Here is a 25237-nt window from a genome sequence, read left to right as displayed (position 1 = left end):
CTTCGCGAGCAAGCCCGCTCCCACAGGTGACCGCATTCCCATGTGGGAGCGGGCTTGCTCGCGAAGGCGTCATCACAGTCGCTACAGAACTCAGCAGAACATTGACCCGCCCCCACACCATGCGTAGCCTTGCGCTTTCGAGGTTCTTCGGCGTTTGCCGAAGCTAAGAAGGGAACGCGGTCGATGCCGCGGCTGCCCCCGCAACTGTGAACGGTGATGTTCGCTGCCACGCCACTGCAAACCCTGGCAAAGGGTTCGCGGGAAGGCGCAGCGAATGCCAGGCCCGCAAGGCTGGCGCACTGAAAGCCAGGAGACCTGCCTCGAAACGAATTCTCACTACAACCGGGCGGGGTGATCCGGTGGCGAAATCTTCCGCGCATTTATCGCCGCGGTCGTCGTCCCGTATGCCCGCCACCTTGCCAAAGGGCATCCGATGAAAACACTGGCCAAACTCCCCGTCACCATCGTTACCGGCTTCCTCGGCTCGGGCAAAACCACCTTGCTGCGCCATATGCTCGACAACGCCCAGGGTCGCCGCATCGCGGTGATCGTCAACGAATTCGGCGAGCTGGGCATCGACGGCGAAATCCTCAAGCAGTGCTCCATCGGCTGCACCGAGGAAGAAGCCAACGGCCGCGTCTACGAACTGGCCAACGGCTGCCTGTGCTGCACCGTCCAGGAAGAGTTCTTCCCGGTGATGCGCGAGTTGGTGGCACGTCGCGGCGACCTCGACCACATCCTGATCGAAACCTCGGGCCTTGCCCTGCCAAAACCACTGGTGCAAGCGTTCCAGTGGCCGGAAATCCGCAGCGCCTGCACGGTTGATGCGGTGATCACCGTGGTCGACAGCCCGGCCGTGGCCGCCGGCACCTTCGCCGCATTCCCGGATCAAGTCGACGCCCAGCGCAAACTCGACCCGAACCTGGACCACGAATCGCCGCTGCACGAATTGTTCGCCGACCAACTGGCCAGTGCCGACCTCGTAATCCTCAACAAAGCCGACCTGATCAGCCCTGAAGACTTGGCCCGCGTGCGCCTGGAAGTCGCCGAAGAGCTGCCGCCAGCAGTAAAAGTCATCGAGGCCAGCAGCGGTCGCGTGCCACTGGATGTGCTGATCGGCCTCGGCGCCGGTTCCGAAGAACACATCGACAGCCGTCACAGCCATCACGATCATCATCATGAAGGTGAAGACGATCACGACCACGACGCCTTCGATTCCATTTCAATTGAACTGCCACAAGCCGACGAAAGCCTGCTGATGGACGCGCTGACTCAACTGGTGGTCAAGCACGGCATCCTGCGCGTTAAAGGCTTCGCCGCGATCCCGAACAAGCCGATGCGCCTGCTGATCCAGGGTGTGGGCACCCGTTTCGACAAGCATTTCGACCGTCAATGGGGCGCCGATGAAGCGCGTACCACTCGCCTGGTATTGATCGGCCAGGAACTGGACGCCGCTCAACTCGAAGCGCAACTGCGCGCCGCGCTCAGCGTTTAAGCCATGCACCTGCTCAGGACCCAGCCCGGCGGTTTCGTGTCGGATGACAACATTGCCGACCTTGGACAAACCCCCGCCGAGCTGGTGATCCTGTGCAGCGGCGATTCCAGCCTGGCGCTGCTCGCCGAAGCCGCGCAGCAATTACCCGACGACTACCCGAGCGTGCGCCTGGCCAACCCGATGCAGGTGCAGAACCATGCGTCGGTGGACTTGTACGTCGACGAAGTGCTGCGCCACGCCAAAGTGATTCTGATCTCGCTGCACGGCGGTATCGCCTATTGGCGTTACGGCGTCGAGCGGCTGGTCGAACTGTCCGAGCGCGGTGTGCAACTGATTCTGGTGCCCGGCGATGACCGCCCGGACCCGGAACTCAGCGACCTCAGCACCGTCGGCGCGGAAGATCGCGAGCGGCTCTGGCAGTTTTTGCGTCAGGGCGGCATGGGCAATGCCCTGGATTTTTTCCGCTGTCTGGCCACTCGCTGGCTGGACCGCGACTACGCGTGGGCCGAGCCGCAAACCCTGCCGCGCACCGCGATCTATCACCCACACAAAAGCCCCGCTGAACTGAGTGACTGGCAAGCCGATTGGCAGGCCGATCAACCGGTGGCGGCGGTGCTGTTCTACCGCTCGCATTTGCAGGCGGCGAACACTGGTTTCATCAATATTTTCTGTCAGCGTCTGCAAGCAGCGGGGCTGAACCCGTTGCCGATTGCGCTGGCCAGTTTGAAAGAGCCCGGCTGCCTGACGGTGGTCGAGGACTTGCTGGATGACGTCGAAGCGGCGGTGATTCTCAATACCACCGGTTTCGCCCAATCCAGCCCCGAAGCGCCGCACTTGCGCCCGTTTCGCCGCAACATCCCGGTGATCCAGGCGATTTGCGCCCAGGACAACGAACCCGGCTGGCGCGCCAGCGAACAAGGCCTCGGCCCACGGGATCTGGCGATGCACATCGCGCTGCCGGAACTCGACGGTCGCATCATCAGCCGGCCGATCAGCTTCAAGGATCTGGCCTGGCGCAGCGAGCGCAGCCAGTCCGACGTGGTCTGCTACCGGCCGCAACCGGAACGCATGGACTTCGTCGCGGAACTGGCGCGGCGCTGGATCGATCTGGCGCGGGTGCCCAACGGCGAAAAACGCATCGCGCTGATCCTCGCCAACTACCCGACGCGGGACGGTCGTATCGGCAACGGAGTCGGCCTCGATACGCCGGCAGCGGCGCTGAATATTTTGCGTGCGCTGTATAAAGAAGGTTATCCGCTGCCCGCCGAGTTGCCGGACAGCGGCACCGAATTGATCCAGCAGTTGCTCGGCGGCGTCAGCAATGACCTCGACACCCTCGACCAGCGCCCGTGCATGCAAAGCCTGGTGCTGGACGCCTACTTACTGATGTTCGATGCGTTGCCGGAAGCCAATCGCCAAGCGGTGCTGGAGCGTTGGGGCCCGCCGCAAAACGACCCTATGTTCCGTGGCGGACGGATGATGATTGCGGGGTTGCGCTTCGGCCTGACCTTCGTCGGCATTCAACCGGCCAGGGGTTATCAGGTCGATCCGAGTGCGGTTTATCACGACCCGGACCTGGTGCCGCCTCACGCTTATCTGGCCTTCTACTTCTGGCTGCGCAGCACCTATGGCGCCCACGGCGTGATCCATGTCGGTAAGCACGGCAATCTGGAATGGCTGCCGGGCAAGGGTGTCGGGCTGTCGGAAAACTGCTGGCCGGATGCGTTGCTTGGGCCGCTGCCGAACATCTATCCGTTTATCGTCAACGACCCGGGTGAGGGCGCCCAGGCCAAGCGCCGGACCCAAGCGGTGATCATCGATCACCTGATGCCGCCGCTGACCCGCGCCGAAACCTACGGCCCGCTGCGTAATCTTGAACTGCTGGCGGACGAGTATTACGAAGCACAATTGCTCGATCCGCGCCGCGCTCGGGAGTTGCAACGCGACATCCTGCAACTGGTGCGCGACACCCACATCGACCGCGAACTGCAACTGGACGAGAAACTCGACAGCGATGCGGATGCGGCGATCTGGCTGCCGCGCCTGGACACGTACTTGTGTGATTTGAAGGAATCGCAGATCCGTGATGGCCTGCATATCTTTGGCGAATCACCGACCGGGCGCTTGCGTATTGATACCTTGTTGGCGCTGCTGCGGATTCCCCGGGGCGATGGGCGCGGGGCCCAATCGAGTTTATTGCGGGCGTTGGCCAAGGCGTTTGCGCTGGGGTTTGATCCGCTGGATTGTGAGTTGGCCGAGCCGTGGACCGGTGCGCGTCCCGATGAGCTGCAATCGATCAGCGATGAAGCCTGGCGCACGGCGGGGGATACCCGTGAGCGGCTGGAGCTTTTTGCCGCACAACTGATCACTCAGACTTTGAGTTCCGAGACCGAGCAACTGTGGCGAGGGGGCTTGCCCCCGTTGGGTCGCGAAGCGGCCCCAGAAAATGGGACTGCTACGCAGTCCAACGGGGGCAAGCCCCCTCGCCACAAAAGCTCGCTCCCACACGGGGCGAGTTGGGCGGAAGTGCATGCCATCCTCGACAACCTGCGCGAAGTCGTCGCCCCACGCCTGGACGCCTGCGGCCCGGCAGAAATGCGCGGCTTGCTCGACGCCCTCAGCGGCCGTTTCGTCCCGGCCGGGCCGAGCGGCGCACCGAGTCGCGGTCGTCTCGATGTCCTGCCCACCGGGCGCAATTTCTATTCGGTGGACGTGCGCAACCTGCCGACCACCACGGCGTGGCGTATCGGTTTCCAGTCCGCCAACCTGATTCTTGAACGGCACTTGCAGGACCACGGCGACCACTTGCGTCAGCTCGGCCTGTCGGTCTGGGGCACGGCGACCATGCGCACCGGCGGCGATGACATCGCCCAGGCCATGGCACTGATGGGCGTGCGTCCTGTGTGGGCCACCGGCAGTCAGCGGGTCGATGATTTCGAGATCCTGCCGATCAGTTTGCTCGACCGTCCGCGAGTGGACGTGACCTTGCGCGTGTCCGGGTTCTTCCGCGACGCGTTTGCCAACCTGATTCGTCTGTTTGATGCCGCCGTGCAAGCGGTCGCCGAACTGGACGAACCGGACGATCTCAATCCGCTGGCGGCCAAGGTGCGCGCCGAGCGTGAAGCCTTGCTGGCCTCTGGTCTGGATGAAGAAACAGCTCGGCGTCAGGCCGGTTGGCGGATTTTCGGGGCCAAACCCGGTGCCTACGGCGCGGGCGTGCAGGGCGCTATCGACGGGCGCTTGTGGCAAAGCCGCGAAGATCTGGCCGAGGTCTATCTGAACTGGGGCGGTTACGCCTATGGCGGTGCCGACGAAGGCACCGCGGCCCGCGAACAATTCGCCCAACGCCTGAGCCAGGTGCAAGCGGTGCTGCAGAATCAGGACAACCGCGAGCATGACTTGCTCGATTCCAATGACTACTACCAATTTCAGGGCGGTATGCTCGCCGCCGTGGAAAGCCTCAGCGGCGAAGCGGCGGCCAGTTATCACGGCGATCACAGCCAGCCGGACTTGCCAAAAATCCGCACATTGAAGGAAGAGCTGAACCGGGTGATTCGTTCCCGGGCAGCGAATCCGAAGTGGATCGACGGCGTGAAGCGTCATGGCTATAAAGGTGCGTTTGAACTGGCGGCCACGGTTGATAACCTGTTCGCGTTCGATGCGACGACGCAATTGATTGACGATCACCAGTACGCGTTGTTGGCGGATGCGTACTTGCTCGACCCGGCGACTCGGGATTTTGTCCGCGAGCACAATCCTCATGCCTTGCGTGATATGACTGAGCGGATGCTGGAGGCGCAGCAGCGGGGGATGTGGAAGGAACCGGGTGAGTACCGCGAGGCGCTGGAGAATTTGTTGTTGGATATAGAGGAAGAGGGGTGAGTGCTTCAAGAGCGACCCCTCACCCCAGCCCTCTCCCCACGGGGGAGAGGGGGAAAGGGAGCCGATCTTCATGCTTTTCAAATCCCGAGTTCGACTCGATATTTCAGGTCGATGTAGCTCGCAAGACACCTTGGTCAGTCCCCTCTACCCTCTGGGGAGAGGGTTAGGGTGAGGGGTGGTTCGACCTGACACGCAACAATCATCAACAGCACCGAAAACCCCAAGACCACGAACCGAGACAATCCCAATGACCGACACCCCCCATTTCCCGCTCTCCGCCGTGGTCGGCGCCGATGACTTGAAGCTCGCCCTCTACCTGACCGCCATCGACCCGAAAATCGGCGGCGTGCTGATCGAAGGCCCGCGCGGCATGGCCAAATCCACCCTGGCCCGTGGCCTGGCGGACCTGCTCGCCAGCGGCCAATTCGTTACCTTGCCCCTGGGCGCCACCGAAGAACGCCTGGTCGGCACCCTCGACCTGGACGCCGCTCTGAGCGACGGTCGCGCGCAGTTTTCCCCCGGCGTGCTGGCCAAGGCTGACGGCGGTGTGCTGTACGTCGATGAAGTCAATCTGCTGCCCGATCACCTCGTTGACCTGCTGCTCGACGTGGCAGCCAGCGGCACCAACCTGATCGAGCGCGACGGCATTTCCCACCGGCATTCGGCCAGGTTTGTGCTGATCGGCACCATGAACCCGGAAGAGGGTGAACTGCGCCCGCAATTGCTCGACCGCTTTGGCTTGAACGTCGCCCTTAGTGGTCACACCGCACCCGTCGAGCGCGGTCAGATCATTCGCCGACGACTGGATTTCGACAGTGATCCCCAAGGCTTCTGCGCTGAGTGGGAGAGTCAACAACACGCACTGCGCGAGCGTTGTCAGCAAGCACGCGGTGCCTTGGCGAGCATTCCGCTGGACGACGCCGCACTGGCGCAGATCACCGAGCGCTGCTTTGCTGCCGGTGTCGATGGCCTGCGCGCCGACCTGGTCTGGCTGCGCGCTGCCCGTGCCCACGCGGCATGGCGTGGGGCGAAGGCGATCACCGAGGAAGATATCGACGCCGTCGCTGAATTTGCCTTGCGCCATCGTCGTCGTGAGCACTCACCATCGGCACCGCAACAAAGTCAGCCACCCTCGACTCAAAACACCAACCCCAGCGAAGGCCAAGGCCAATGGGGCGAATTGCCCGCCCAAGCCCTGCCGGTCGGCGCTCGACGTGACGTGCCGAGCTGGCCAAAAAAGCCCTAGGCATTCGCCCTCGATCTGACGCGGGGGCGAATGCCAAACCCCGCGCTGGACGGTTGGACAATGGCCGACAGGGCAAGCGCCGTGCGGCCCCGCAAGGCTCGATCAACTGGCCGGGCACCTTGCTCAACGGGCGCCCGCGTTTGCGTGAAGACCTGTTGTTTCATCTGCGCACCCGTTCGGCCCACGAACTGTGGTTGGTGATCGTCGATGCCTCGGCGTCGACCCGACGTCATCAGGCGTTGAGTGATGCCAAGGGCTTGCTCGCGCAACTGTTCGACAACGCCTACCGTCAGCGTGCGCGTCTGGCGTTGTTGACGGCCAGTGGCAGTGCGCCGAAGTGGCAGGTGCAAGGTTTGAAGGCTTCCAGCGGTTTGCGTACCTGGCTTGATGGCTTGGGCGCCGGCGGTGGCACGCCAATGCTGGCGGCGCTGCATGAGGCGGGGCAGTGGCTGGCTGCTCGGCAGAAGCGCTTCCCGGCGGAACTGCAGCGTTTGTTGCTGGTGACCGATGGACGGTTGAAAGACTGGCCGGGGTTGCCGGTGCTGGGGTGTCCAGGGCTGTTGATTGATATCGAGCGCGGGCCGATTCGGCTGGGACGGGCTAAGGTGTTGGCTAGCGAGTTACAGGCAGAGTACCGACATATCGATGATGTGTAGCGGACCGAAAAGATCGCAGCTTTCGGCAGCTCCTACATTGATTGATGTGTACACCTAACCTGTAGGAGCTGCCGAAGGCTGCGATCTTTTGATCTTCACAGGAGTGACCCATGCGCGTTATAGCCGCTAACCCTCAGGACGATTTCCGTGTCAAAGCCTACGCCGGCACCAACGGCGTACTGTTGGCCATGGACCTGGCCGAGCCCCGCCGCAAAGGCTTGCTGGGTTTTGCCATCGAGAAACAGTCAGGCACCAAACCCTGGCTATTTCTGTTCAACAGCCTGACCTTTCCCGGCAAAGTCCACACGTTCCCCCAATACCACGCCACCCCCAGCGATATCGCCCCGCTGCAGAAATTCCGCTGGGCCGATTACGCGGTCAATCCGGGGACGACCATGCATTACCGCGTCCACCTGGCCTACGGCACACCCGACGCGCCACAACTGGGTGAATTCCTCGAATTGACCATCACTTCCGACGATGGCCTGCCGCACAACCAGAGCGTGATCTTTAACCGCGCCGTGGCGGCGAGCCAGGCGTTCCAGCGCAAGTTTCCCGACCTTGATGCGCAGATCAGCGCGAACAAAGGCCTGCCTATCGAAGCCTGGCCCGTGGCGGCGCAGCAATGGCTGGAAAACGGTTTGCTCGGGCGCTTGCTGGGGTTTATTCAGCGTGCCGTGGACGATCAATGGGCGCTGGACATCGCCATTTACGAATACCAGTTGCAGTCAATCATCGATGAGGTGAACGCCGCGTTCGCCCGCGGGGTCAAGGTGCGGGTGCTGTATCACGCGCAACCGGACGATCCTGACACCACGATGAACGAGGCCAGCCTGGAAAAGATCCCGGTAGCGAACAAGCGCGGGCGGGTCACTCACAGCATCTTTCACGACAAATTCATTGTGCTGAGCAAACTGGAGGGCGGGGAGCACAGGCCGCAAGCGGTGCTTTGCGGCAGCACCAACTTCACGCCCAATGGCGTCTACCGCCAGGCTAACGTGGTGCATGTGCTCGACGATGCGCGGATCGGCGCCAGTTACCTGCAAACCTTCGAAGAGGTCTGGGCCAATCCGGCGGATGTCGGTGCGACGCGCACCTGGCTGACCAAGAACAACCCGATGGACCCAACCCAGCCGCTGTTCGCCGGGTTCTCACCGCGCACCGGCCAGGGCGACTTGCACGAGTTTGTGCAGATCATCAACGCGGCGAAAAAGGACGTGCTGTTCGTCACCGCGTTCGCGTTGCCCGATGACATCCTTAACGCTTTGCTCGGCGAACCCCACGACGACATCCTGCGCTACGGCCTGCAAAACACCGTCAGCCGCATCACCGGTTTTCACGCCGACCGCACCGCCGAATTCGCCGCCACGGCGCTGCTCAACACCGGGCTGGAAGGCTGGCTCAAGGAAAACATGAAAGGCCAGAAGGGCAACCTGCTGGTGCACACCAAAGCCATCGTCACCGACTTCACCACCGATACGCCGACGATCATCAGCGGCAGTCACAACCTCAGCGTGTCGGCCAGTAATGGCAACGATGAAAACTACCTGATCATTCGTGGCGATACCGACCTGGCGGACCGGTATGGGTTGGAGTTGCTGCGGTTTTATGAGCATTACCGGTTTCGCTATTTTGCGAAGAAACTGGCGTTGAAAGAGGTGCAGCCGTTGGCGGCGGATGACAGCTGGGCCAATGATTATTATGTGGAAGGGGATTTGCGGGCGTTGTCGCGGCTGCGGTTTTCCGGTCGATAGAATTCCCCTTGTGGGAGCGCGAAGGCGTCGTGTCAGTCAGCATTTATGCCAACTGACCCACCGCTTTCGCGAGCAAGCCCGCTCCCACAGGGAATCTTCGCAAGCCTTAACGAAACCAGTTAGTCCGCGCCAACTCAATCACTTCATCCCCACGCCCACTCATCACTGCTTTAAGCATGTACAGGCTGAACCCCTTGGCCTGTTCCAGCTTGATGGTCGGCGGCATCGCCAGTTCCTGGGTCGCGGTGATCACATCCACCAAAACCGGTCCGTCATGGGCCAACGCTCGGTGCAACGCCGGTTCCAGGGCTTCAGACTCTTCAACCCGAATCCCGAGAATGCCCATTGAGTTGGCCATCGCCGCAAAGTCCGGGTTATGCAAATCCGTGCCGGTATCGAGCAACCCGCTGGACTTCATTTCCATCGCGACAAAGCCCAACGATGCGTTGTCGTAGACGATGATCTTCACCGGTAACTTCAACTGCGCCAGGGAAATGAAGTCCCCCATCAACATGCTGAAACCGCCGTCGCCCGACAGCGAAATGACCTGTCGATCAGGAAATGCAGCCTGAGCGCCAATCGCCTGAGGCATGGCATTGGCCATCGAGCCATGGTTGAACGAACCCAGCAGCCGGCGTTTGCCATTCATTTTCAGATAGCGCGCCGCCCACACCGTTGGCGTGCCGACGTCGGCGGTGAAGATCGCGTCTTCATCCGCCAGTTCGCTGAGCAAGCGCGTTAGGTATTGCGGGTGAATCGGCCGGCCCGGCGCGGACGGCTGGGCCAGGTCATCGAGGCCCTGACGCGCTTTCTCGTAATGCTTGAGCGACGATTCGAGAAAACTCCGGTCGCCGCGATACGGCAGGCGCGGCAGCAACGCGGCGAGGGTTTCGCCGACGTCGGCGGCGATGCCCAGGTCCAGCGTGGTACGGCGCCCGAGGGCCTCGGGGTTGTGGTCGATCTGAATGATGGTGGCATCGGTGGGGTAGAACTGCCGATACGGGAAATCAGTGCCGAGCATCACCAGGGTGTCGCAATTGAGCATCGCGTGATAGCCGGAGCTGAAGCCGATCAGCCCGGTCATGCCGACGTCGAAAGGGTTGTCCCATTCCACGTGTTCCTTGCCGCGCAACGCATGCACCACCGGCGCGCCGAGTGCGTCGGCCAGCGCCACCACTTGATCATGCGCCCCGGCTGTACCTGCGCCGCACATCAGGGTCACGGCTTTGCTTTGGCTCAGCAGTTCGACCAGTCGATCCAGATCCTGGGGCGCGGGCAGGGTGCGTGGTCGGGAAAGGGTCGGCCAGGGTTTGAGGTTGTCTTCGACTTCCTGCAACGCCACGTCACCGGGAATCACCACTACCGCGACGCCACGATTGAGGATTGCGCTGCGCATCGCCCGGTGCAGCACCTGCGGCATCTGCGCCGGGTTGCTGACCAGTTCGACGAAGTGGCAGCACTCCTTGAACAGCTCCTGCGGATGGGTTTCCTGAAAATAGTTGAGGCCGACTTCCGACGAAGGAATCTGCGCCGCAATCGCTAGCACCGGCACATGGTTTTTATGGCAGTCGAACAACCCGTTGATCAGGTGCAGGTTGCCCGGCCCGCAACTGCCGGCACACACCGCCAGTTCCCCGGTGACCGCCGCTTCAGCCCCGGCGGCAAACGCCGCGACTTCTTCGTGGCGCACGTGCATCCACTCGATGCTGTCCATGGTGCGCAGGGCTTCGGTCAGGCCGTTGAGGCTGTCGCCGGTCAGGCCCCAGATGCGTTTGACGCCGGCCTGTTCAAGGGTGGTTGCCAGTTGCTGGGCAATGGTGATTTTCGCCATGAATGAGGTGCTCCAGTGATCGATGAATTGTCCTCGGGGTTAAAAGAGGACAACTCAACGGCACTCATGACTCACGCCGATTTGCGCTTACTTGGCCATCGCCTGTTTGTACTGGCGGGTGCGTCGGGCAATGTAGACCTGATCGCGGATCAACGCCCACAGGGCTGAGACCTGAGGGCGGGGCTGGTGTCCTCGGCTCAGACGATGCAACTGGAATTTCACCACCGCCATGGTCGCCAGCGCGGCCAGGGGTTTGCGTTTCCAGTGGATCGGCGGCAGTTGCGGGTGGCTGTTCCGGCCTTCGCGCCAGTGTTTGACCAATTGCGGTTCAACCGCCATCGCGGTGCCGATCCCGGCCATGGCGATGCCGCTGTCGAGCACTTGCTCGACAATCGCCAAACGGCGGATACCACCCGTCACCATCACCGGCATGCGCGCCACGCTGGCCAGATCGCCGGCCATTTCCAGAAAGTACGCTTCGCGCGCCAGGGTCCGGCCGTCCCGGGCTTCGCCTTGCATGGCCGGGGCTTCGTAGCTGCCGCCGGACAACTCCAGCAAGTCGATCTGCTGTTCGTTGAGCCACTGGATCACTTGCCTGGCATCGTCGGCATCGAAGCCGCCGCGTTGGAAGTCCGCCGAGTTGAGCTTCACCGACACACAGAATTGCGGCGAGACTGCTTTGCGCACAGCACTGACCACATTCAGCAGCAGACGTGCACGGTTTTCCAGAGACCCGCCCCACTGATCGGTGCGGCGATTGGTCAGCGGCGACAAGAACTGGCTGAGCAAATAACCGTGGGCCGCGTGAATCTGCACCCCCGTGAACCCGGCTTTTTCCGCCAGAGTGGCGCTGGAGGCGAAACGCTGGATCACCTCATTGATATCGCTTTCTGACATCGGTTTAGGCTCAGCGAACATTTTCGAGAACCCGCCCAGATCCAGCGCGACCGCCGACGGCGCCCAGGCTTGCTGGCCAAGATTGGCCATGGTCTGACGGCCCGGATGGTTGAGCTGCACCCAAAACTGCGCGCCACCGGCCCGGCCAATCGTCGCCCATTGGCGAAAGCGCTCGAGGTGGCGCTCGTCTTCCAGCACCACGCCGCCGGGGCCGGTCATGGCACGCCGGTCGATCATCACGTTACCGGTCAGCAACAAACCAGCTTCGCCCTCGGCCCAGGCTTGATACAAACGCAGCAGCGCAGTCGAAGGCGCCTGTTGAGTGTCCGCGAGGTTTTCTTCCATCGCGGCTTTTGCAATGCGATTGCCGATGGTCTGGCCGTTGGGCAAATTCAACGCTTGGAAGGGCGACATGGCTTGACTCCTCATAAGTAATGCGTGGAGGCTAAGCTTAAAGTTAACTTTAATGTCAAGCAGGCAAATGAGGCGCAGATGAAGATTGGTGAATTGGCGGAGTTAAGCGGGTTCAATCCGTCGCGCATTCGGTTTTACGAGGCTCAAGGGTTGATCCAGAAAGTCGAGCGTCGGGCCAACGGCTACCGGCATTACCCCGAACAGGTGTTGCAAACCCTGTATCTGATCCAGTGCGCGCAACAGGCCGGTTTCAGCCTGGAAGAGTTGAAGCAGTTGATGCCGGACGCGGCGACCGGAGAATTCAAGCACGACGAACTGCTGGCAGGCCTGACGCGTAAAGTCGAGCAGATCGAAGAAATGCAGCAGCACCTGGCGCAGAGCAAGGCAAAGCTGCTGGCGGTGATCGACGACATTCAGGCGAAGCCCGAAGGCATGGGCTGCGATGCCAATGCCGAGCGGGTGCTTTCATCGTTCAAACAGTCGCGCTGATTGCTGCATGGGTGGCGATTGACAGGGCCTCTTCGCGAGCAAGCCCGCTCCCACAAGGGATCATTGTCGACCACAGATTCTGTGCCCACCGCAGATCCCCTGTAGGAGCAAAGCTTGCTCGCGAAAGCGGTTTGTCAGGCAACATCGTTACTGACTGATCAGCCGCCATCGCGAGCAAGCTCGCTCCCACAGGGGATCATCGTCGAACACAAATTCTGTGTTCACCACAGCTACCCTTTGGGAGCGAGCTTGCTCGCGATGAGGCCCTGACAGTCAGCGCCCTCAGCCGGATCCTGTTACACCCTCCGAAAAGTGGTTTGAAGGGACCGGAATCGGATTACGCATCAACGTCCCCACCACCATCGCACCCAGCAGCGCCAATAACCCCGCGACCAACAGCAACAGACTGAAGCCGCCAACGAACGCTTGCCGCGCCAACGGTTCAACCACGCTTCGCGCGGTGTCCGGCAACAAGCCCAGCGCCGCCGTCATGTCGCCAGCCACCACCCGCGAAGCAATGCCGCGCGTCTGCTCCAGCCATTGCCCCGACAGGCTGTTACGCAGCAACAACTCGGTATGACTGGCCAGCAACGCGCCGTACACGCCGATGGCCAGCATGATCGCGCTGAAACGCATGGTGGTGCTCATGCCCGACGCCATGCCGGCGCGGTCCCGTGGCACGCAGGCCATGATGTTTTTCTGCGTGTCGCCATTCAGCAACCCGGCGCCGGCACCCGTCACGGCAATCGCCAGGGCGAAGGGCAGGTAGCTGCCGCTGTTGACCGCCCAGGCGCTGAGCAGATTGCCGCTGCCGACCAGCGTCAGCCCTGCGGCCATCAAGGTCGCGGGGGCAAACCGGCTCGCCAGCCGTGCGCCGATGCGTGGGCAGATCAGCATCGTCAGGGCAAACGGCAACATCCCGAGTCCCGACGCGATAGCCGAAAAACCCAGGCCGTTTTGCAGGTAAAACGGCAGCAACGTCATCATCACCTGAGCGCAACCGGCATAAGCGAACATCCCCAGTAGCGCACCGATGAAGCGTGGATGCTTGAACAATTGCAGGTCGATCATCGGCCGCTGCTGCATCCGTTCGATCACCACGAACAGCCCCAGCAGCACCGCGCCTCCGATCAGTCGCGTGTAGGTGAGTGGATTGGCCCAACCGATGCGGTTGGCTTCGATCAAGCCCCAGATCAGGCACAACAAACTCGCACTGAACGCCAGGCTGCCCCACGGATCGAGGCGCGCGGACTGGGTGTCCCGGGATTCCGGTACGTTGCGCCAGACCATTGCCATCAGCAGTAAACCTACTGGGAGGTTGAGGTAGAAGATCCAGCGCCAGCCAACGTACTCGGTGATCAAACCGCCGAGGGTTGGCGCAGCGGTCATCGCCACGCCCATGCACGCGCCCCAGAACGCCCAGGCCTTGGCCCGTTCCACTTCGTCGTGGAAGGTATGGCCGATGGAGGCCAGCGCCGAGGTCAACAGCAGAGCTGCGCCAACCCCCTTGATCGCCCGGGCAATGTCGAGGAACAACGCATTCGGCGCGGCCCCGCAACCGAGCGAGGCAAGAATGAAAATCCCCAGGCCCCAGAGCAGGGTTTTCTGCCGGCCAAAACGGTCGGCGATGCTGCCCGCCGGCAGCAACAACGCGGCGAAGGCCAGCATGTAAGCGCTGACCACCCACTCGATGTCAGCAAAATTGGCGCCCAGGTCGCGGGCGATGGTCGGCAGGGTGACGGCGACAATATTGGTGTCGAGGACGATCAGCGAACACACCCCGGAGGCGGTCAACAGCGTCAGGCGCGGGCTGATCCGGTTCATAAGGTGGTTGCCTTTTGAGTAAGGTGTTTGACGGGCATGCTTTCGGCTCTCTACTGTGATTGCATCGAAAGCTTATCCCGGGCGGCGTCAGGCTTTGTTAGCTAGCAGTCGGGACTTCATTACCTTTGAGCTAATCCACCGATGGACATACGCCATTTCCGCTACTTTCTGGCCGTTGCCCGGCAGCGCAATTTCACCCGCGCCGCCGAACAACTGGGCATCGCGCCGCCGACCTTGAGCCGGCAGATCCAGGACATGGAAACCGAACTCGGCACCCGATTGTTCCTGCGCCAGCAACGGGAAGTCAGCCTGACCGAGGCTGGCGCCGCGCTGGTGATCGAGGCCGAGGCCACGGTGCGCCAATTTGAATTCGCCCAGCGCAATGCCCAGCGCGCCGGGCGTGGCGATATCGGCCATATCGAACTCGGATATGTAGCCTCAGCGGTGTACTCGGGGTTGTTGCAAAAACAGGTGCAAGCCTTTGGCCGCGAATGCCCGGACGTCAGCCTGAATGTGCGGGAAAGCCCGATGGCCGCGTTGCCGGGCCTGGTGATTGAGGGCCGGTTCGATATCGGTTATGTCCGCTCGCCCATGACCTTGCCCGAGGGGTTGGAGGCGATTCGGCTCGATGCGGAAGGCTTTGTGTTGGCGTTGTCGAGCGAATCCTGGCTGTGCCGCCTGCCGCAGATCAGCCCGGCGCATTTGCAAAAAGAAACCTTCATCCTGCCGGAACAAATCAACGGCACCTTGCAGGTCGCGGCCCATGGCGGATTCGCGCCGAAGCTGGGGGTGCAACCGGGCGGGTTGGTGGCGGTGATTGCCCTTGTATCGTTGGGGCAGGGCGTGGCGGTGGTGCCGGAGTCGGTGGTGGGGCATGTCGGGTTGCCCGGGGTGGTGTACCGGGAGATCGAGGCGTGTGAGGCGAGTTCGTGGTTGTCGATGATTTATCGGCGTTTTGAGAAGTCGCGGGCGGTGGCCAGATATATTGAGCGGGTCAGAGATAGTTAAGAACAAAAGCATCGCGAGCAAGCTCGCTCCCACAAGGGATACTCAGTGTCCACAAAACCAATGTGGGAGCGAGCTTGCTCGCGATAGCGGTTAGAAGAACAACCGTGATTCCAGGTGACCTACAGATCTTGTAATGATTTCCCGCTGTGGGAAAAGTCACCACCACCTGTACGCTCCAAGTCCTTTTTCCTTTCAGGACTTGCATGAACACCCTCTCGGAGCCTCCCAGTCAGCCCTTCATCTCGCGCATTCGCGCAACTCTGACGCACGCCAAACACCCGGTTTTCCGACTACCATCTCTTCCTGCCATTACAGCCCCACGGCCCTCGCGCCGTACCTTGCCGTGCCCGGCATTCTGAATTCGCTGAAGAGAACGAGACAGTTTTATGGAATGGATAGCTGACCCCACCGCATGGCTGGGCTTGTTGACGTTGATCGTGCTGGAGCTGGTGCTGGGCATCGACAACCTGGTGTTTATCGCGATCCTGGCGGACAAATTGCCGCCGCATCAGCGCGACCGTGCGCGGATCATCGGTTTGTCCCTGGCGTTGCTGATGCGCCTTGGCTTGCTGGCGAGTATTTCCTGGTTGGTGACCCTGACCCAGCCGCTGTTCGAGGTGTTCGACAAGAGCTTTTCCGGGCGTGACTTGATCATGCTGTTCGGCGGTGTGTTCCTGTTGTTCAAGGCCACCATGGAACTGCACGAGCGACTCGAAGGCCATGTCGGCCAACGGTCTAGCAACGCCGCTTATGCGATGTTCTGGCCAATCGTGGCGCAGATCGTGGTGCTTGACGCGGTGTTTTCCCTGGATGCGGTGATTACCGCCGTGGGTATGGTTGATGAGCTGGCGGTGATGATGATCGCGGTGATCATTTCCATCGGCCTGATGATCGTCGCCAGCAAGCCGCTGACCCGCTTCGTCAACGAACACCCGACGGTGATCATGCTCTGCCTGGGCTTCCTGATGATGATCGGTTTCGCCCTGACCGCCGAGGGCCTGGGGTTCCACATTCCCAAGGGTTATCTGTATGCGGCCATCGGTTTCTCGATCCTGATCGAAGTGTTCAACCAGATCGCCCGTGCCCGGCGCAAGCGCTCCATGCAGGGCTTGCGACCGATGCGCGAGCGCACGGCCCATGCGGTGATGCGTTTGCTCGGTGGTCGCCGGTTGGCGGTGGAAGAGGTCGGTGAAGAGATTGCCGACTTGTTGGATAACGGTGAGGCGCCGAGTGAAGTGCTGTTCGACCGCCGTGAACGGGTGATGATCAGCGGCGTTCTGCAATTGGCCGAGCGGCCGATTCGTACACTGATGACGGTACGGGCTGACGTCGATCACATCGATTTGGCCGACGATGCCGAAACCATTCGTACACGCCTGATGCACTCGTCCTACTCACGCCTGCCGCTGATTCGCGATGGCGCGGTGGATGAGCCACTGGGCTTCGTGCATAAAAAGGAATTGTTGAAGGACTACCTGGCTGGCAATGAGCCCGACCTCGAAGAGCTGGCGCGCACGACCATCAACTTGCTCGACAGCTACTCGATCCTCAACGCCCTGGAACAGATGCGTCAGGCCTCGACCCACATTGCCTTTGTGGTCAATGAATTCGGCGATTTCGTCGGCGTACTGACCATAACCGATATTCTTGAGTCGATCGCCGGCGAACTGCCGGACGCCAGCGAAATCGAAGGCCCGGATTTGGTCGAAGAGCAGGGCGGGTTCATGGTCAGCGGCGCATTGAGCCTGGCGCGGGTGAGGCAGTTGACTGGCTTCAGCGCTGAACCCACCGAGAATTACCATACCCTGGCCGGGTTGGTGATGAGCGTGTTGGATCGGTTGCCGATGATGGGCGACCGGCATGAACGGGATGGGTGGAGCATGACGGTGATGGCGGTTGAAGAGCGGCGGGTGGTGCGGGTGTTGTTGGTACGTATCAGCGGGTAATTTTGCGTTGGGTTTGAGGGTCTCTTCGCGAGCAAGCCCGCTCCCACACTGGATCTGCGGCGAGCACATTATTTGTGTACTCCACTGAATCCATGTGGGAGCGGGCTTGCTCGCGAAGGCGATCTATCTGGCAACCACTCACTCAAACCCTGCCCACCTGACGCGCCCGCGCCACCGTACATAAACCACGCAACGTCCGCCGCAACCACACTAAATCATGCCTCGGTTTTCGAGCCACATTCCGAGGCTTCACCTTGCCAATATGCGCCACGAAATCCGCCACCAGCGTCTGCGGAGTACCAATCCCCTTAAGCTTCTTCACCAGTTTCCCATCCTTGTAAAACAACACCGTCGGCGTCCCGGTGACATTCGGATGCCGAGGCGACTCACTGGTGTTCAACATATAAATGTCCGCACGATGCCGATACGTCTCGGCAATCGCCCGAAAAACCGGTCCGGCCTCTTCACAAGCAGGACAGTGCTGATTGCCGAAGTACAGAATCACCGGGCGCCAGGTTTTCAGGGCTTTGCGGTAGGTCGCGGCCAACGCCGTGGGAGGGGTTGTCGAAGTCATTGATGTCTCCTTTTCACAACATCATCGAAGGCTCGTTGACGTTAAAGGAGGGCGGAAGGTGGGTCTACTGTCAGAAATTACAGGTGTCACAGGCCCGTCCTTGCGGATCGTCCTGTGCCACATTTTGAATCGCCTTGCTTCGAATGTGGTGCAAGTACCCGCCCTCTGTAGCCAACGGTAGCGCTCCCTAATCCCGTGCGTTCGGTAACGCTTTTCCCCGCCCATCACGCATCCCTCTGATTCAAAACACTTTTCAATCTTCCCAACATAGGCCTCACATCCTATGGCACACTTTCTGCTGTCTATTCCGTTGTTACACACCAACGTCCGGTATAACGGAATACACAACACTCTGGAGTGCTTGCCATGCATCGCCGACCTTCCTTGTTCAAAGCGTGTGTTTTTATCCTCGCGGCTTCGGCCGCTGCCATGGGTGTTGCCCAGGCGGCGGACAGCAAGCTCGATAGCGTGCTGGCCCGTGGCAAATTGATCGTGGGGACCGGCAGTACCAACGCGCCGTGGCATTTCCAGGGAGCGGACGGCAAGTTGCAGGGTTTTGATATCGACATCGGGCACATGATCGCCAAGGGCTTGTTCAATGATCCAAGCAAGGTCGAGTACGTGGTGCAGTCCTCCGATGCGCGGATTCCGAACCTGCTGACGGACAAGGTCGATATCAGCTGCCAGTTCATCACCGTCACCGCCAGCCGTGCGCAGCAAGTGGCCTTTACTCTGCCGTACTACCGCGAAGGCGTCGGCCTACTGCTGCCGGCCAACAGCAAGTACAAGGAAATCGAAGACCTCAAAGCCGCTGGCGACAGCGTGACCGTGGCCGTGCTGCAGAACGTGTACGCCGAAGAACTGGTTCATCAGGCGTTGCCTAAAGCCAAGGTTGATCAGTACGACAGCGTTGACCTGATGTACCAGGCCGTGAACTCCGGCCGCGCCGACACTGCCGCCACCGATCAGTCCTCGGTCAAATACCTGATGGTGCAGAACCCTGGTCGCTATCGCAGCCCAACCTACGCCTGGAGCCCGCAAACCTACGCCTGCGCCGTCAAGCGTGGCGATCAGGATTGGCTGAACTTCGTTAACACCGTATTGCATGAAGCCATGACCGGCGTTGAGTTCCCGGCTTACGCGGCGTCGTTCAAACAATGGTTCGGTGTCGATCTGCCGACCCCTGCCATCGGTTTCCCTGTCGAATTCAAATGATCCCGTGAGAGCGGGGCGGCTATAGAGCGCCCCGTTCAAGGTACTGCTGACCATGAACTATCAGTTGAACTTTGCCGCCGTGTGGCGTGATTTCCCCAGTTTGCTGGCGGGGCTCGGTCTGGGCCTGGAGCTGGCGCTGGTGTCGATCGCCATTGGCTGCGTGATCGGCCTGATGATGGCGTTTGCTTTGCTTTCAAAGCACCGCGCGTTGCGGGTGCTGGCGTCGGTGTACGTGACGGTGATCCGTAACACGCCGATTCTGGTGTTGATTCTGTTGATTTACTTCGCTTTGCCGAGCCTGGGCATTCGTCTGGACAAGATCCCTTCGTTCATCATCACCCTGTCGCTGTATGCCGGGGCGTACCTGACCGAAGTGTTCCGTGGCGGGCTGTTGAGCATTCCCAAGGGCCAGCGCGAAGCCGGGCTGGCGATCGGTCTGGGCGAATGGCAGGTCAAGGCCTACGTCACCGTGCCGGTGATGCTGCGCAACGTGCTGCCTGCTCTGTCGAACAACTTCATTTCGCTGTTCAAGGACACCTCACTGGCGGCCGCGATTGCGGTGCCGGAGCTGACTTATTACGCGCGCAAGATCAATGTCGAGAGCTACCGGGTGATTGAAACCTGGATGGTGACCACAGCGCTCTATGTTGCGGCCTGTTACCTCATTGCCATGATGCTGCGTTACCTCGAACAGCGTCTGGCGATCCGCCGATAGGAGCCTCCCATGTACGAATCCCCAAGTTGGTTGCATGAGTTATGGGTGGCGCGGGAAGTCCTGTGGCAAGGCTTTTTGACCAGCGTGCAGTGTTCGGCGTTGGCGATTTTGCTCGGTACGCTGATCGGCATTGTCGCCGGACTGGTGCTGACCTACGGCAATGTCTGGATGCGCGCCCCGTTCCGTTTCTACGTCGATCTGATTCGTGGCACGCCGGTGTTTGTATTGGTGCTGGCCTGCTTCTATATGGCGCCGGCACTGGGCTGGCAGATCAGCGCGTTTCAGGCCGGTGCGCTAGGGCTGACGTTGTTCTGCGGCTCCCACGTCGCCGAGATCGTGCGCGGTGCATTACAAGCATTGCCGCGGGGGCAGATGGAAGCGAGCAAGGCGATTGGCCTGACGTTTTATCAATCCCTGGGCTATGTGTTACTGCCCCAGGCGTTGCGGCAGATCTTGCCGACCTGGGTCAACTCATCCACCGAGATCGTCAAGGCCTCGACCTTGTTGTCGGTGATCGGCGTCGCCGAGTTGCTGCTCAGCACGCAACAGATCATCGCCCGGACCTTTATGACCCTGGAGTTCTACCTGTTCGCCGGTTTCCTCTTTTTCGTCATCAACTACGCCATCGAATTACTCGGCCGGCACATTGAAAAGCGGGTGGCTTTGCCATGACTCAGACTTCTACTGCACCAAACGGCCAGGCCCTGCTGGACATTCGCGGCCTGCACAAACAATACGGCAAGCTTGAAGTGCTCAAGGGCGTCGACCTGACCATGCAGCGCGGCAACGTCGTCACGCTGATCGGCTCCAGCGGCTCGGGCAAGACCACGCTGCTGCGTTGCGTGAACATGCTCGAAGAATTCCAGGGCGGGCAGATTCTGCTCGACGGCGAATCCATCGGTTATGACGAGGTCAACGGCAAGCGCGTGCGCCACGCCGAAAAAGTCATTGCGCGTCATCGTGCGATGACTGGCATGGCGTTCCAGCAGTTCAACCTGTTTCCGCACCTCACCGCGTTGCAGAACGTCACCCTCGGTCTGCTCAAAGTCAAAAAGCTGCACAAGGATGAAGCCGTCGCCCTGGCCGAGAAATGGCTGGAGCGGGTCGGCCTGTATGAACGACGCGATCACTATCCGGGTCAGTTGTCCGGTGGTCAGCAACAGCGGGTGGCGATTGCCCGGGCGATTGCGATGAACCCGAGCCTGATGCTGTTCGACGAAGTCACCTCGGCCCTCGACCCGGAACTGGTCGGCGAAGTGCTGAACGTGATCAAGGGCCTGGCTGATGAAGGCATGACCATGTTGCTGGTGACCCACGAAATGCGTTTTGCCTTCGAAGTCTCGGACAAGATCGTGTTCATGAATCAGGGCCGGATCGAAGAGCAGGGGCCGCCGAAAGAATTGTTCGAACACCCAAAATCGCCGCGTTTGGCGGAATTTCTCAAGAACACGCGTTTCTGATTTTTTCAAAAGAATTTTTAAGCAGGAGAAACACTCATGAGCATTACTCGTTACGGCACCGGCAGCACCGCCGCTGGCGGTCAGCCTCGTCCTTTCGCCCGCGCCGTTGAAGCCGATGGCTGGCTGCACGTGTCCGGGCAGGTGCCGGCGCTGGACGGCGAGATCATCACTGGCGGTATCGTCGAACAGACCCGCCAGACCATGAAGAACCTGATCGCGATTCTCGAAGAGGCCGGTTATGGCCTGGAAGACGTGGTGCGTGCTGGCGTGTGGCTGGAGGATCCGCGGGATTTCACGAGTTTCAACAAGGTCTTCTCCGAGTACTTCAAACCCGAACACGCCCCGGCCCGAGCCTGCGTGCAGGCGAACATGATGGTCGATTGCAAGGTTGAGATTGACTGCGTGGCGTACAAGAAAAAGGCTTGAGATGTGGGGCGGTCTTGAGGGCCACCCCTCACCCTAACCCTCTCCCCAGAGGGGAGAGGGGACTGATTTGTATCGATGCCAATGTTGATGTCAGACAGAAATTCCCGCATCGATACGGTCAGGCGCCCTCTCCCCCTTGGGGTGAGGGCGGGGGGTGAGGGGTGGATCTGACTGACATCAACACTGCGGCCCGTTACTATCCCGGCGACTTTGAATGGGAACCTGAAGAAATGACCGAAGACACCATCAAGCGCCGGGCTCGCGGTCTGGACCGGGCGTTCGATATCCTCGATTTCCTCAAGGAAATCGGCCAGCCCCTGCGTCCGAACGAAATCGCCAGCGGCATCGGCAGCCCGAAATCCACGGTCTACGAACTGGTGGCCTCGCTGCTGGAACGACGCATCCTCGAACCCGTGGGCAAGGACGGTCACGTCTACCTTGGTCGTCAGTTGTACTTCCTCGGGCAGGCGCACTTGCGCCATTTCGACCTGACCCGCGAAGCCGATCACGCCTTGCAGGAAATCGTCAGCCAGACCCGGGAAACCGCGCAGATGTGCCTGCTCAACGGGCGCAAATACACGGTGGCGTTGATGAAAGAGGGTGAGCGGCATTTCCGTATTTCCTCGGACATCGGCGAAAACGCACCGATTCCCTGGACCGCGTCCGGACGCCTGCTGCTGGCGCACTTGAGCGATGACGAAATCATCGACCTGATCGACCACGATGACTTCATCCTGCCCAACGGTGAACGCCTGCCGCTGGAGGTGTTTCTCAAGGAAATCCGCCAGGCCGGGATCGATGGGTTTTTCTCTTTCGATAGCGTCGCCGACACCTTCACCCATTGCTTCGCCGCCCCGGTCAAAGACCCTAGCGGCGTGGCCATTGCGACCCTGTGCATCGTCGCCCCACGGGCAGATGCCAAGAACAATTACAACGACTATCGTCGGGTACTGATCGACAGTGCCAACAACCTGGCCCGACGTATCAACGAATAACCGCGGCTGCCTGCGGCCGCGAATGTAAGGAGTTCGAACATGTCTTCTGCCGAAACGACTGCCGCCGTAGAAAAAGGCTTTGCGCAAACCGGCGCCCATCTGGTGCGCGACGTCAGCCTGCCGGCGCTGGTGTTGCACCGTGAAGCGCTGGAACACAACATCCGCTGGATGCAGGCGTTCGTCAGCAACAGCGGCGCAGAACTGGCGCCCCACGGCAAAACCAGCATGACCCCGGCGTTGTTTCGCCGCCAACTGGACGCTGGCGCCTGGGGCATTACCCTGGCCAGCGCCACGCAGACCCGTGCGGCCTATGCGCATGGCGTGCGCCGCGTGTTGATGGCCAACCAACTGGTTGGCACGCCGAACATGGCGTTGATCGCTGATTTGCTGGCGGACCCGACCTTCGACTTCCATTGCATGGTTGATCACCCGGACAACGTCGCCGACCTGGGGGCGTACTTCGCGTCCCGTGGCGTGCGTTTGAACGTGATGATCGAATACGGCGTGGTTGGCGGTCGTTGCGGTTGCCGTACCGAGACCGAAGTGGTGGCGCTGGCCCAGGCCATCGCCGCACAACCGGCGCTGGCGTTGACCGGTATCGAAGGGTACGAAGGCGTCATCCATGGCGATCATGCGGTCAGCGGTATCCGTGAATTCGCCTCTTCTTTGGTGCGCCTGGCGGTGCAGTTGCAGGACAGCGGGGCATTCGCGATTCCCAAGCCGATCATCACCGCCTCGGGCTCGGCCTGGTACGACCTGATCGCCGAATCCTTCGAAGCCCAGAACGCCGGCGGACGTTTCCTCAGCGTGCTGCGCCCCGGCAGTTACGTGGCCCACGACCACGGCATCTACAAAGAAGCGCAATGCTGCGTGCTCGACCGTCGCAGCGATCTGCACGAAGGCCTGCGCCCGGCGCTGGAAGTCTGGGCGCACGTGCAGTCGTTGCCGGAGCCGGGCTTTGCGGTGATCGCCCTCGGCAAGCGCGACGTGGCGTACGACGCCGGTTTGCCGGTGCCGTTGTTGCGCTACAAGGCGGGTGTGATTCCGGCGATTGGCGACGATGTCAGCGCCTGCAAAGTGACGGCGGTGATGGACCAGCATGCGTTCATGACCGTGGCACCGGGGGTTGAATTGCGGGTTGGGGACATCATTTCGTTCGGCGCATCCCATCCGTGCCTGACGTTCGACAAATGGCGTACGGGGTGTCTGGTGGATGAGCAGTTGCAGGTGATTGAAACCATGGACACCTGTTTCTAAGGTTCCACACCGAGGCGAGGCCTTCGCGAGCAAGCCCGCTCCCACATTTGGAATGCGTTTCCCTGTGGGAGCGGGCTTGCTCGCGAAGAGGTCCGCCCAGACACCACCGAACCGCGAGATTCCACACCCATGAACACCATCAACACCCTCGGCCCCAACACCCCGCGCATCGCGCTGATCGGCGAGTGCATGATCGAGTTGCAGCAGCGGGCCGACGGCAGCCTGCAACAGAGCTTCGGCGGCGACACCCTGAACACGGCGGTCTATCTGTCCCGGGAACTGGGCGAAGGTGGCACGGTGGATTACGTCACCGCCCTGGGCGATGACAGCTTCAGCGACGCCATGTGCCAGAGCTGGGCGGCCGAGAACATCGGCCTGGAAATGGTCCAGCGTTTGCCCGGGCGCTTGCCAGGTTTGTATTGCATCCAGACTGACGCCGCTGGCGAGCGCCGCTTTCTGTACTGGCGCAACGAAGCGGCGGTCCGCAGTTGCTTCACCACTCCGGCGGCCGCGCCGATTCTGGCGGCGTTGCCGGATTACGACGTTTTGTATTTCAGCGGTATCACTCTGGCAGTACTGGGTGAGCAAGGTCGGGAAAAGTTACTGGAAACCCTGATCGAGGCCCGGCAGCGGGACGCGCGCATTGTTTTCGACAACAACTATCGACCACGTTTGTGGGCATCGCTGGAAGAGGCTCGGGCGGTGTATCGCAGTGTTTTACCGTATGTGGATTTGGCGTTGCTCACCGTTGATGACGAACAGGCGCTGTTTCATTTTTCCGGTGTAGACGCGGTGTTTGACGCGTACGAGCAGATCGGCACGCCGGAGGTGGTGCTCAAGCGTGGCGCCGAGGCGTGCCTGATTCGCTGTGATGGCGAGTCGTTCGAAGTACCGGCGCAGAAGGTCGAACGTGTGGTGGACACCACGGCGGCAGGGGATTCGTTCAGTGCGGCGTATCTGGCCAGTCGGCTCAAGGGTGGCAGCCCGGCGGAGGCGGCTGAGGCAGGGCATCGGTTGGCGAGCCAGGTTATTCAAGTGCCGGGAGCGCTGATCCCGAGGTAAGCGGAGTATGGCCGCTTGCTGCGCAATCGGTTCGCGAGCAAGCCCGCTCCCACATGGAAATGCGATCTCCTGTGGGAGCGGGCTTGCTCGC

General features: G+C 61.0%; 20 protein-coding genes and 1 riboswitch. Of the genes, 16 read left to right on the top strand and 4 right to left on the bottom strand.

All coding sequences use genetic code 11. From position 1 onward, the window contains the following. The first annotated feature begins 123 nt into the window (after positions 1-123). Positions 124-337, top strand: a riboswitch (cobalamin riboswitch). A 96-nt stretch (positions 338-433) separates the two neighbouring features. From cobW to ACWIKB_RS24195, 5 genes are all read left to right on the top strand, one after another. Next, on the top strand, positions 434-1495 hold the full coding sequence (gene cobW / locus ACWIKB_RS24215) for a cobalamin biosynthesis protein CobW (RefSeq protein ID WP_475269873.1): 1062 nt from the start codon (positions 434-436) through the stop codon (positions 1493-1495). A gap of 3 nt (positions 1496-1498) precedes the next feature. Beyond that, positions 1499-5377, top strand: a complete 3879-nt coding sequence (cobN, locus tag ACWIKB_RS24210; RefSeq protein WP_475269871.1) for a cobaltochelatase subunit CobN — start codon at positions 1499-1501, stop codon at positions 5375-5377. Positions 5378-5624: 247 nt separating this feature from the next. After that, on the top strand, positions 5625-6623 hold the full coding sequence (locus tag ACWIKB_RS24205; protein WP_475269869.1) for a magnesium chelatase ATPase subunit I: 999 nt from the start codon (positions 5625-5627) through the stop codon (positions 6621-6623). Between the two features lie 53 nt (positions 6624-6676). Beyond that, positions 6677-7279 carry a vWA domain-containing protein gene (locus ACWIKB_RS24200; protein WP_475269867.1) on the top strand — a complete coding sequence of 201 codons (603 nt, stop codon included), beginning with the start codon at positions 6677-6679 and terminating at the stop codon, positions 7277-7279. A gap of 110 nt (positions 7280-7389) precedes the next feature. After that, positions 7390-9033 (top strand): phospholipase D-like domain-containing protein, encoded by a 1644-nt coding sequence (locus ACWIKB_RS24195; RefSeq protein ID WP_475269865.1) that lies wholly within the window; start codon positions 7390-7392, stop codon positions 9031-9033. Positions 9034-9139: 106 nt separating this feature from the next. On the opposite strand, the gene poxB is transcribed toward ACWIKB_RS24195, so the two are convergent. Continuing rightward, positions 9140-10864: a ubiquinone-dependent pyruvate dehydrogenase gene (poxB, locus tag ACWIKB_RS24190; RefSeq protein ID WP_475269863.1), complete on the bottom strand. Its 1725-nt coding sequence runs from the start codon at positions 10862-10864 to the stop codon at positions 9140-9142. Positions 10865-10951: 87 nt separating this feature from the next. Next, on the bottom strand, positions 10952-12175 hold the full coding sequence (locus tag ACWIKB_RS24185; RefSeq protein WP_475269861.1) for an NADH:flavin oxidoreductase/NADH oxidase family protein: 1224 nt from the start codon (positions 12173-12175) through the stop codon (positions 10952-10954). Positions 12176-12253: 78 nt separating this feature from the next. On the opposite strand from ACWIKB_RS24185, the gene ACWIKB_RS24180 reads away from it, so the two are divergent. After that, positions 12254-12664 (top strand): MerR family transcriptional regulator, encoded by a 411-nt coding sequence (locus tag ACWIKB_RS24180; RefSeq protein WP_475269859.1) that lies wholly within the window; start codon positions 12254-12256, stop codon positions 12662-12664. A gap of 282 nt (positions 12665-12946) precedes the next feature. Here the strand turns inward: ACWIKB_RS24180 and ACWIKB_RS24175 are convergent, their stop codons facing one another. After that, the gene (locus ACWIKB_RS24175; RefSeq protein ID WP_475269857.1) at positions 12947-14488 is read right to left on the bottom strand and encodes an MFS transporter; all 1542 of its coding nucleotides are present in this window, start codon (positions 14486-14488) and stop codon (positions 12947-12949) included. Positions 14489-14629: 141 nt separating this feature from the next. On the opposite strand from ACWIKB_RS24175, the gene ACWIKB_RS24170 reads away from it, so the two are divergent. Further along, entirely contained in the window at positions 14630-15496 is an 867-nt protein-coding gene (locus tag ACWIKB_RS24170) for a LysR family transcriptional regulator (protein WP_475269855.1), read from the top strand. A 386-nt stretch (positions 15497-15882) separates the two neighbouring features. Continuing rightward, a complete protein-coding gene (locus ACWIKB_RS24165) occupies positions 15883-17442 on the top strand; it encodes a TerC family protein (RefSeq protein ID WP_475269853.1) in 1560 nt (519 codons plus the stop codon). Positions 17443-17584: 142 nt separating this feature from the next. Here ACWIKB_RS24165 and ACWIKB_RS24160 read toward each other — a convergent pair whose 3' ends face one another. Further along, positions 17585-18016, bottom strand: coding sequence for a thioredoxin family protein (locus ACWIKB_RS24160; RefSeq protein WP_475269851.1), 432 nt, complete (start codon positions 18014-18016; stop codon positions 17585-17587). Between the two features lie 366 nt (positions 18017-18382). On the opposite strand from ACWIKB_RS24160, the gene ACWIKB_RS24155 reads away from it, so the two are divergent. From ACWIKB_RS24155 to ACWIKB_RS24120, 8 genes are all read left to right on the top strand, one after another. After that, positions 18383-19231 (top strand): transporter substrate-binding domain-containing protein, encoded by an 849-nt coding sequence (locus ACWIKB_RS24155; protein WP_475269849.1) that lies wholly within the window; start codon positions 18383-18385, stop codon positions 19229-19231. Positions 19232-19283: 52 nt separating this feature from the next. Continuing rightward, positions 19284-19946, top strand: a complete 663-nt coding sequence (locus ACWIKB_RS24150; RefSeq protein WP_054046642.1) for an amino acid ABC transporter permease — start codon at positions 19284-19286, stop codon at positions 19944-19946. A 9-nt stretch (positions 19947-19955) separates the two neighbouring features. Further along, positions 19956-20618, top strand: a complete 663-nt coding sequence (locus tag ACWIKB_RS24145; protein ID WP_054046640.1) for an amino acid ABC transporter permease — start codon at positions 19956-19958, stop codon at positions 20616-20618. Continuing rightward, positions 20615-21406 carry an amino acid ABC transporter ATP-binding protein gene (locus ACWIKB_RS24140; protein ID WP_054615006.1) on the top strand — a complete coding sequence of 264 codons (792 nt, stop codon included), beginning with the start codon at positions 20615-20617 and terminating at the stop codon, positions 21404-21406. Before ACWIKB_RS24145 ends, ACWIKB_RS24140 begins: the two co-directional genes overlap by 4 nt. Positions 21407-21442: 36 nt before the next feature. After that, positions 21443-21832 carry a RidA family protein gene (locus ACWIKB_RS24135; protein WP_213938089.1) on the top strand — a complete coding sequence of 130 codons (390 nt, stop codon included), beginning with the start codon at positions 21443-21445 and terminating at the stop codon, positions 21830-21832. Between the two features lie 230 nt (positions 21833-22062). Further along, the gene (locus ACWIKB_RS24130) at positions 22063-22827 is read left to right on the top strand and encodes an IclR family transcriptional regulator (RefSeq protein WP_475270112.1); all 765 of its coding nucleotides are present in this window, start codon (positions 22063-22065) and stop codon (positions 22825-22827) included. A 39-nt stretch (positions 22828-22866) separates the two neighbouring features. Beyond that, a complete protein-coding gene (locus ACWIKB_RS24125; protein WP_475269845.1) occupies positions 22867-24084 on the top strand; it encodes an amino acid deaminase in 1218 nt (405 codons plus the stop codon). A gap of 129 nt (positions 24085-24213) precedes the next feature. Next, a complete protein-coding gene (locus ACWIKB_RS24120) occupies positions 24214-25146 on the top strand; it encodes a sugar kinase (RefSeq protein ID WP_475269843.1) in 933 nt (310 codons plus the stop codon). Positions 25147-25237 lie beyond the last annotated feature (91 nt).

The sequence above is a fragment of the Pseudomonas sp. 5Vm1k genome (assembly GCF_056161485.1).
This window is presented reverse-complemented; position numbering and strand designations above follow the sequence as displayed.

Coding starts and splice junctions, on each gene's coding strand:
- cobW (WP_475269873.1), top strand. CDS start 434: ATGAAAACACTGGCCAAACTCCCCGTCACCATCGTTACCGGCTTCCTC.
- cobN (WP_475269871.1), top strand. CDS start 1,499: ATGCACCTGCTCAGGACCCAGCCCGGCGGTTTCGTGTCGGATGACAAC.
- ACWIKB_RS24205 (WP_475269869.1), top strand. CDS start 5,625: ATGACCGACACCCCCCATTTCCCGCTCTCCGCCGTGGTCGGCGCCGAT.
- ACWIKB_RS24195 (WP_475269865.1), top strand. CDS start 7,390: ATGCGCGTTATAGCCGCTAACCCTCAGGACGATTTCCGTGTCAAAGCC.
- poxB (WP_475269863.1), bottom strand. CDS start 10,864: ATGGCGAAAATCACCATTGCCCAGCAACTGGCAACCACCCTTGAACAG.
- ACWIKB_RS24185 (WP_475269861.1), bottom strand. CDS start 12,175: ATGTCGCCCTTCCAAGCGTTGAATTTGCCCAACGGCCAGACCATCGGC.
- ACWIKB_RS24180 (WP_475269859.1), top strand. CDS start 12,254: ATGAAGATTGGTGAATTGGCGGAGTTAAGCGGGTTCAATCCGTCGCGC.
- ACWIKB_RS24175 (WP_475269857.1), bottom strand. CDS start 14,488: ATGAACCGGATCAGCCCGCGCCTGACGCTGTTGACCGCCTCCGGGGTG.
- ACWIKB_RS24170 (WP_475269855.1), top strand. CDS start 14,630: ATGGACATACGCCATTTCCGCTACTTTCTGGCCGTTGCCCGGCAGCGC.
- ACWIKB_RS24165 (WP_475269853.1), top strand. CDS start 15,883: ATGGAATGGATAGCTGACCCCACCGCATGGCTGGGCTTGTTGACGTTG.
- ACWIKB_RS24160 (WP_475269851.1), bottom strand. CDS start 18,016: ATGACTTCGACAACCCCTCCCACGGCGTTGGCCGCGACCTACCGCAAA.
- ACWIKB_RS24155 (WP_475269849.1), top strand. CDS start 18,383: ATGCATCGCCGACCTTCCTTGTTCAAAGCGTGTGTTTTTATCCTCGCG.
- ACWIKB_RS24150 (WP_054046642.1), top strand. CDS start 19,284: ATGAACTATCAGTTGAACTTTGCCGCCGTGTGGCGTGATTTCCCCAGT.
- ACWIKB_RS24145 (WP_054046640.1), top strand. CDS start 19,956: ATGTACGAATCCCCAAGTTGGTTGCATGAGTTATGGGTGGCGCGGGAA.
- ACWIKB_RS24140 (WP_054615006.1), top strand. CDS start 20,615: ATGACTCAGACTTCTACTGCACCAAACGGCCAGGCCCTGCTGGACATT.
- ACWIKB_RS24135 (WP_213938089.1), top strand. CDS start 21,443: ATGAGCATTACTCGTTACGGCACCGGCAGCACCGCCGCTGGCGGTCAG.
- ACWIKB_RS24130 (WP_475270112.1), top strand. CDS start 22,063: ATGACCGAAGACACCATCAAGCGCCGGGCTCGCGGTCTGGACCGGGCG.
- ACWIKB_RS24125 (WP_475269845.1), top strand. CDS start 22,867: ATGTCTTCTGCCGAAACGACTGCCGCCGTAGAAAAAGGCTTTGCGCAA.
- ACWIKB_RS24120 (WP_475269843.1), top strand. CDS start 24,214: ATGAACACCATCAACACCCTCGGCCCCAACACCCCGCGCATCGCGCTG.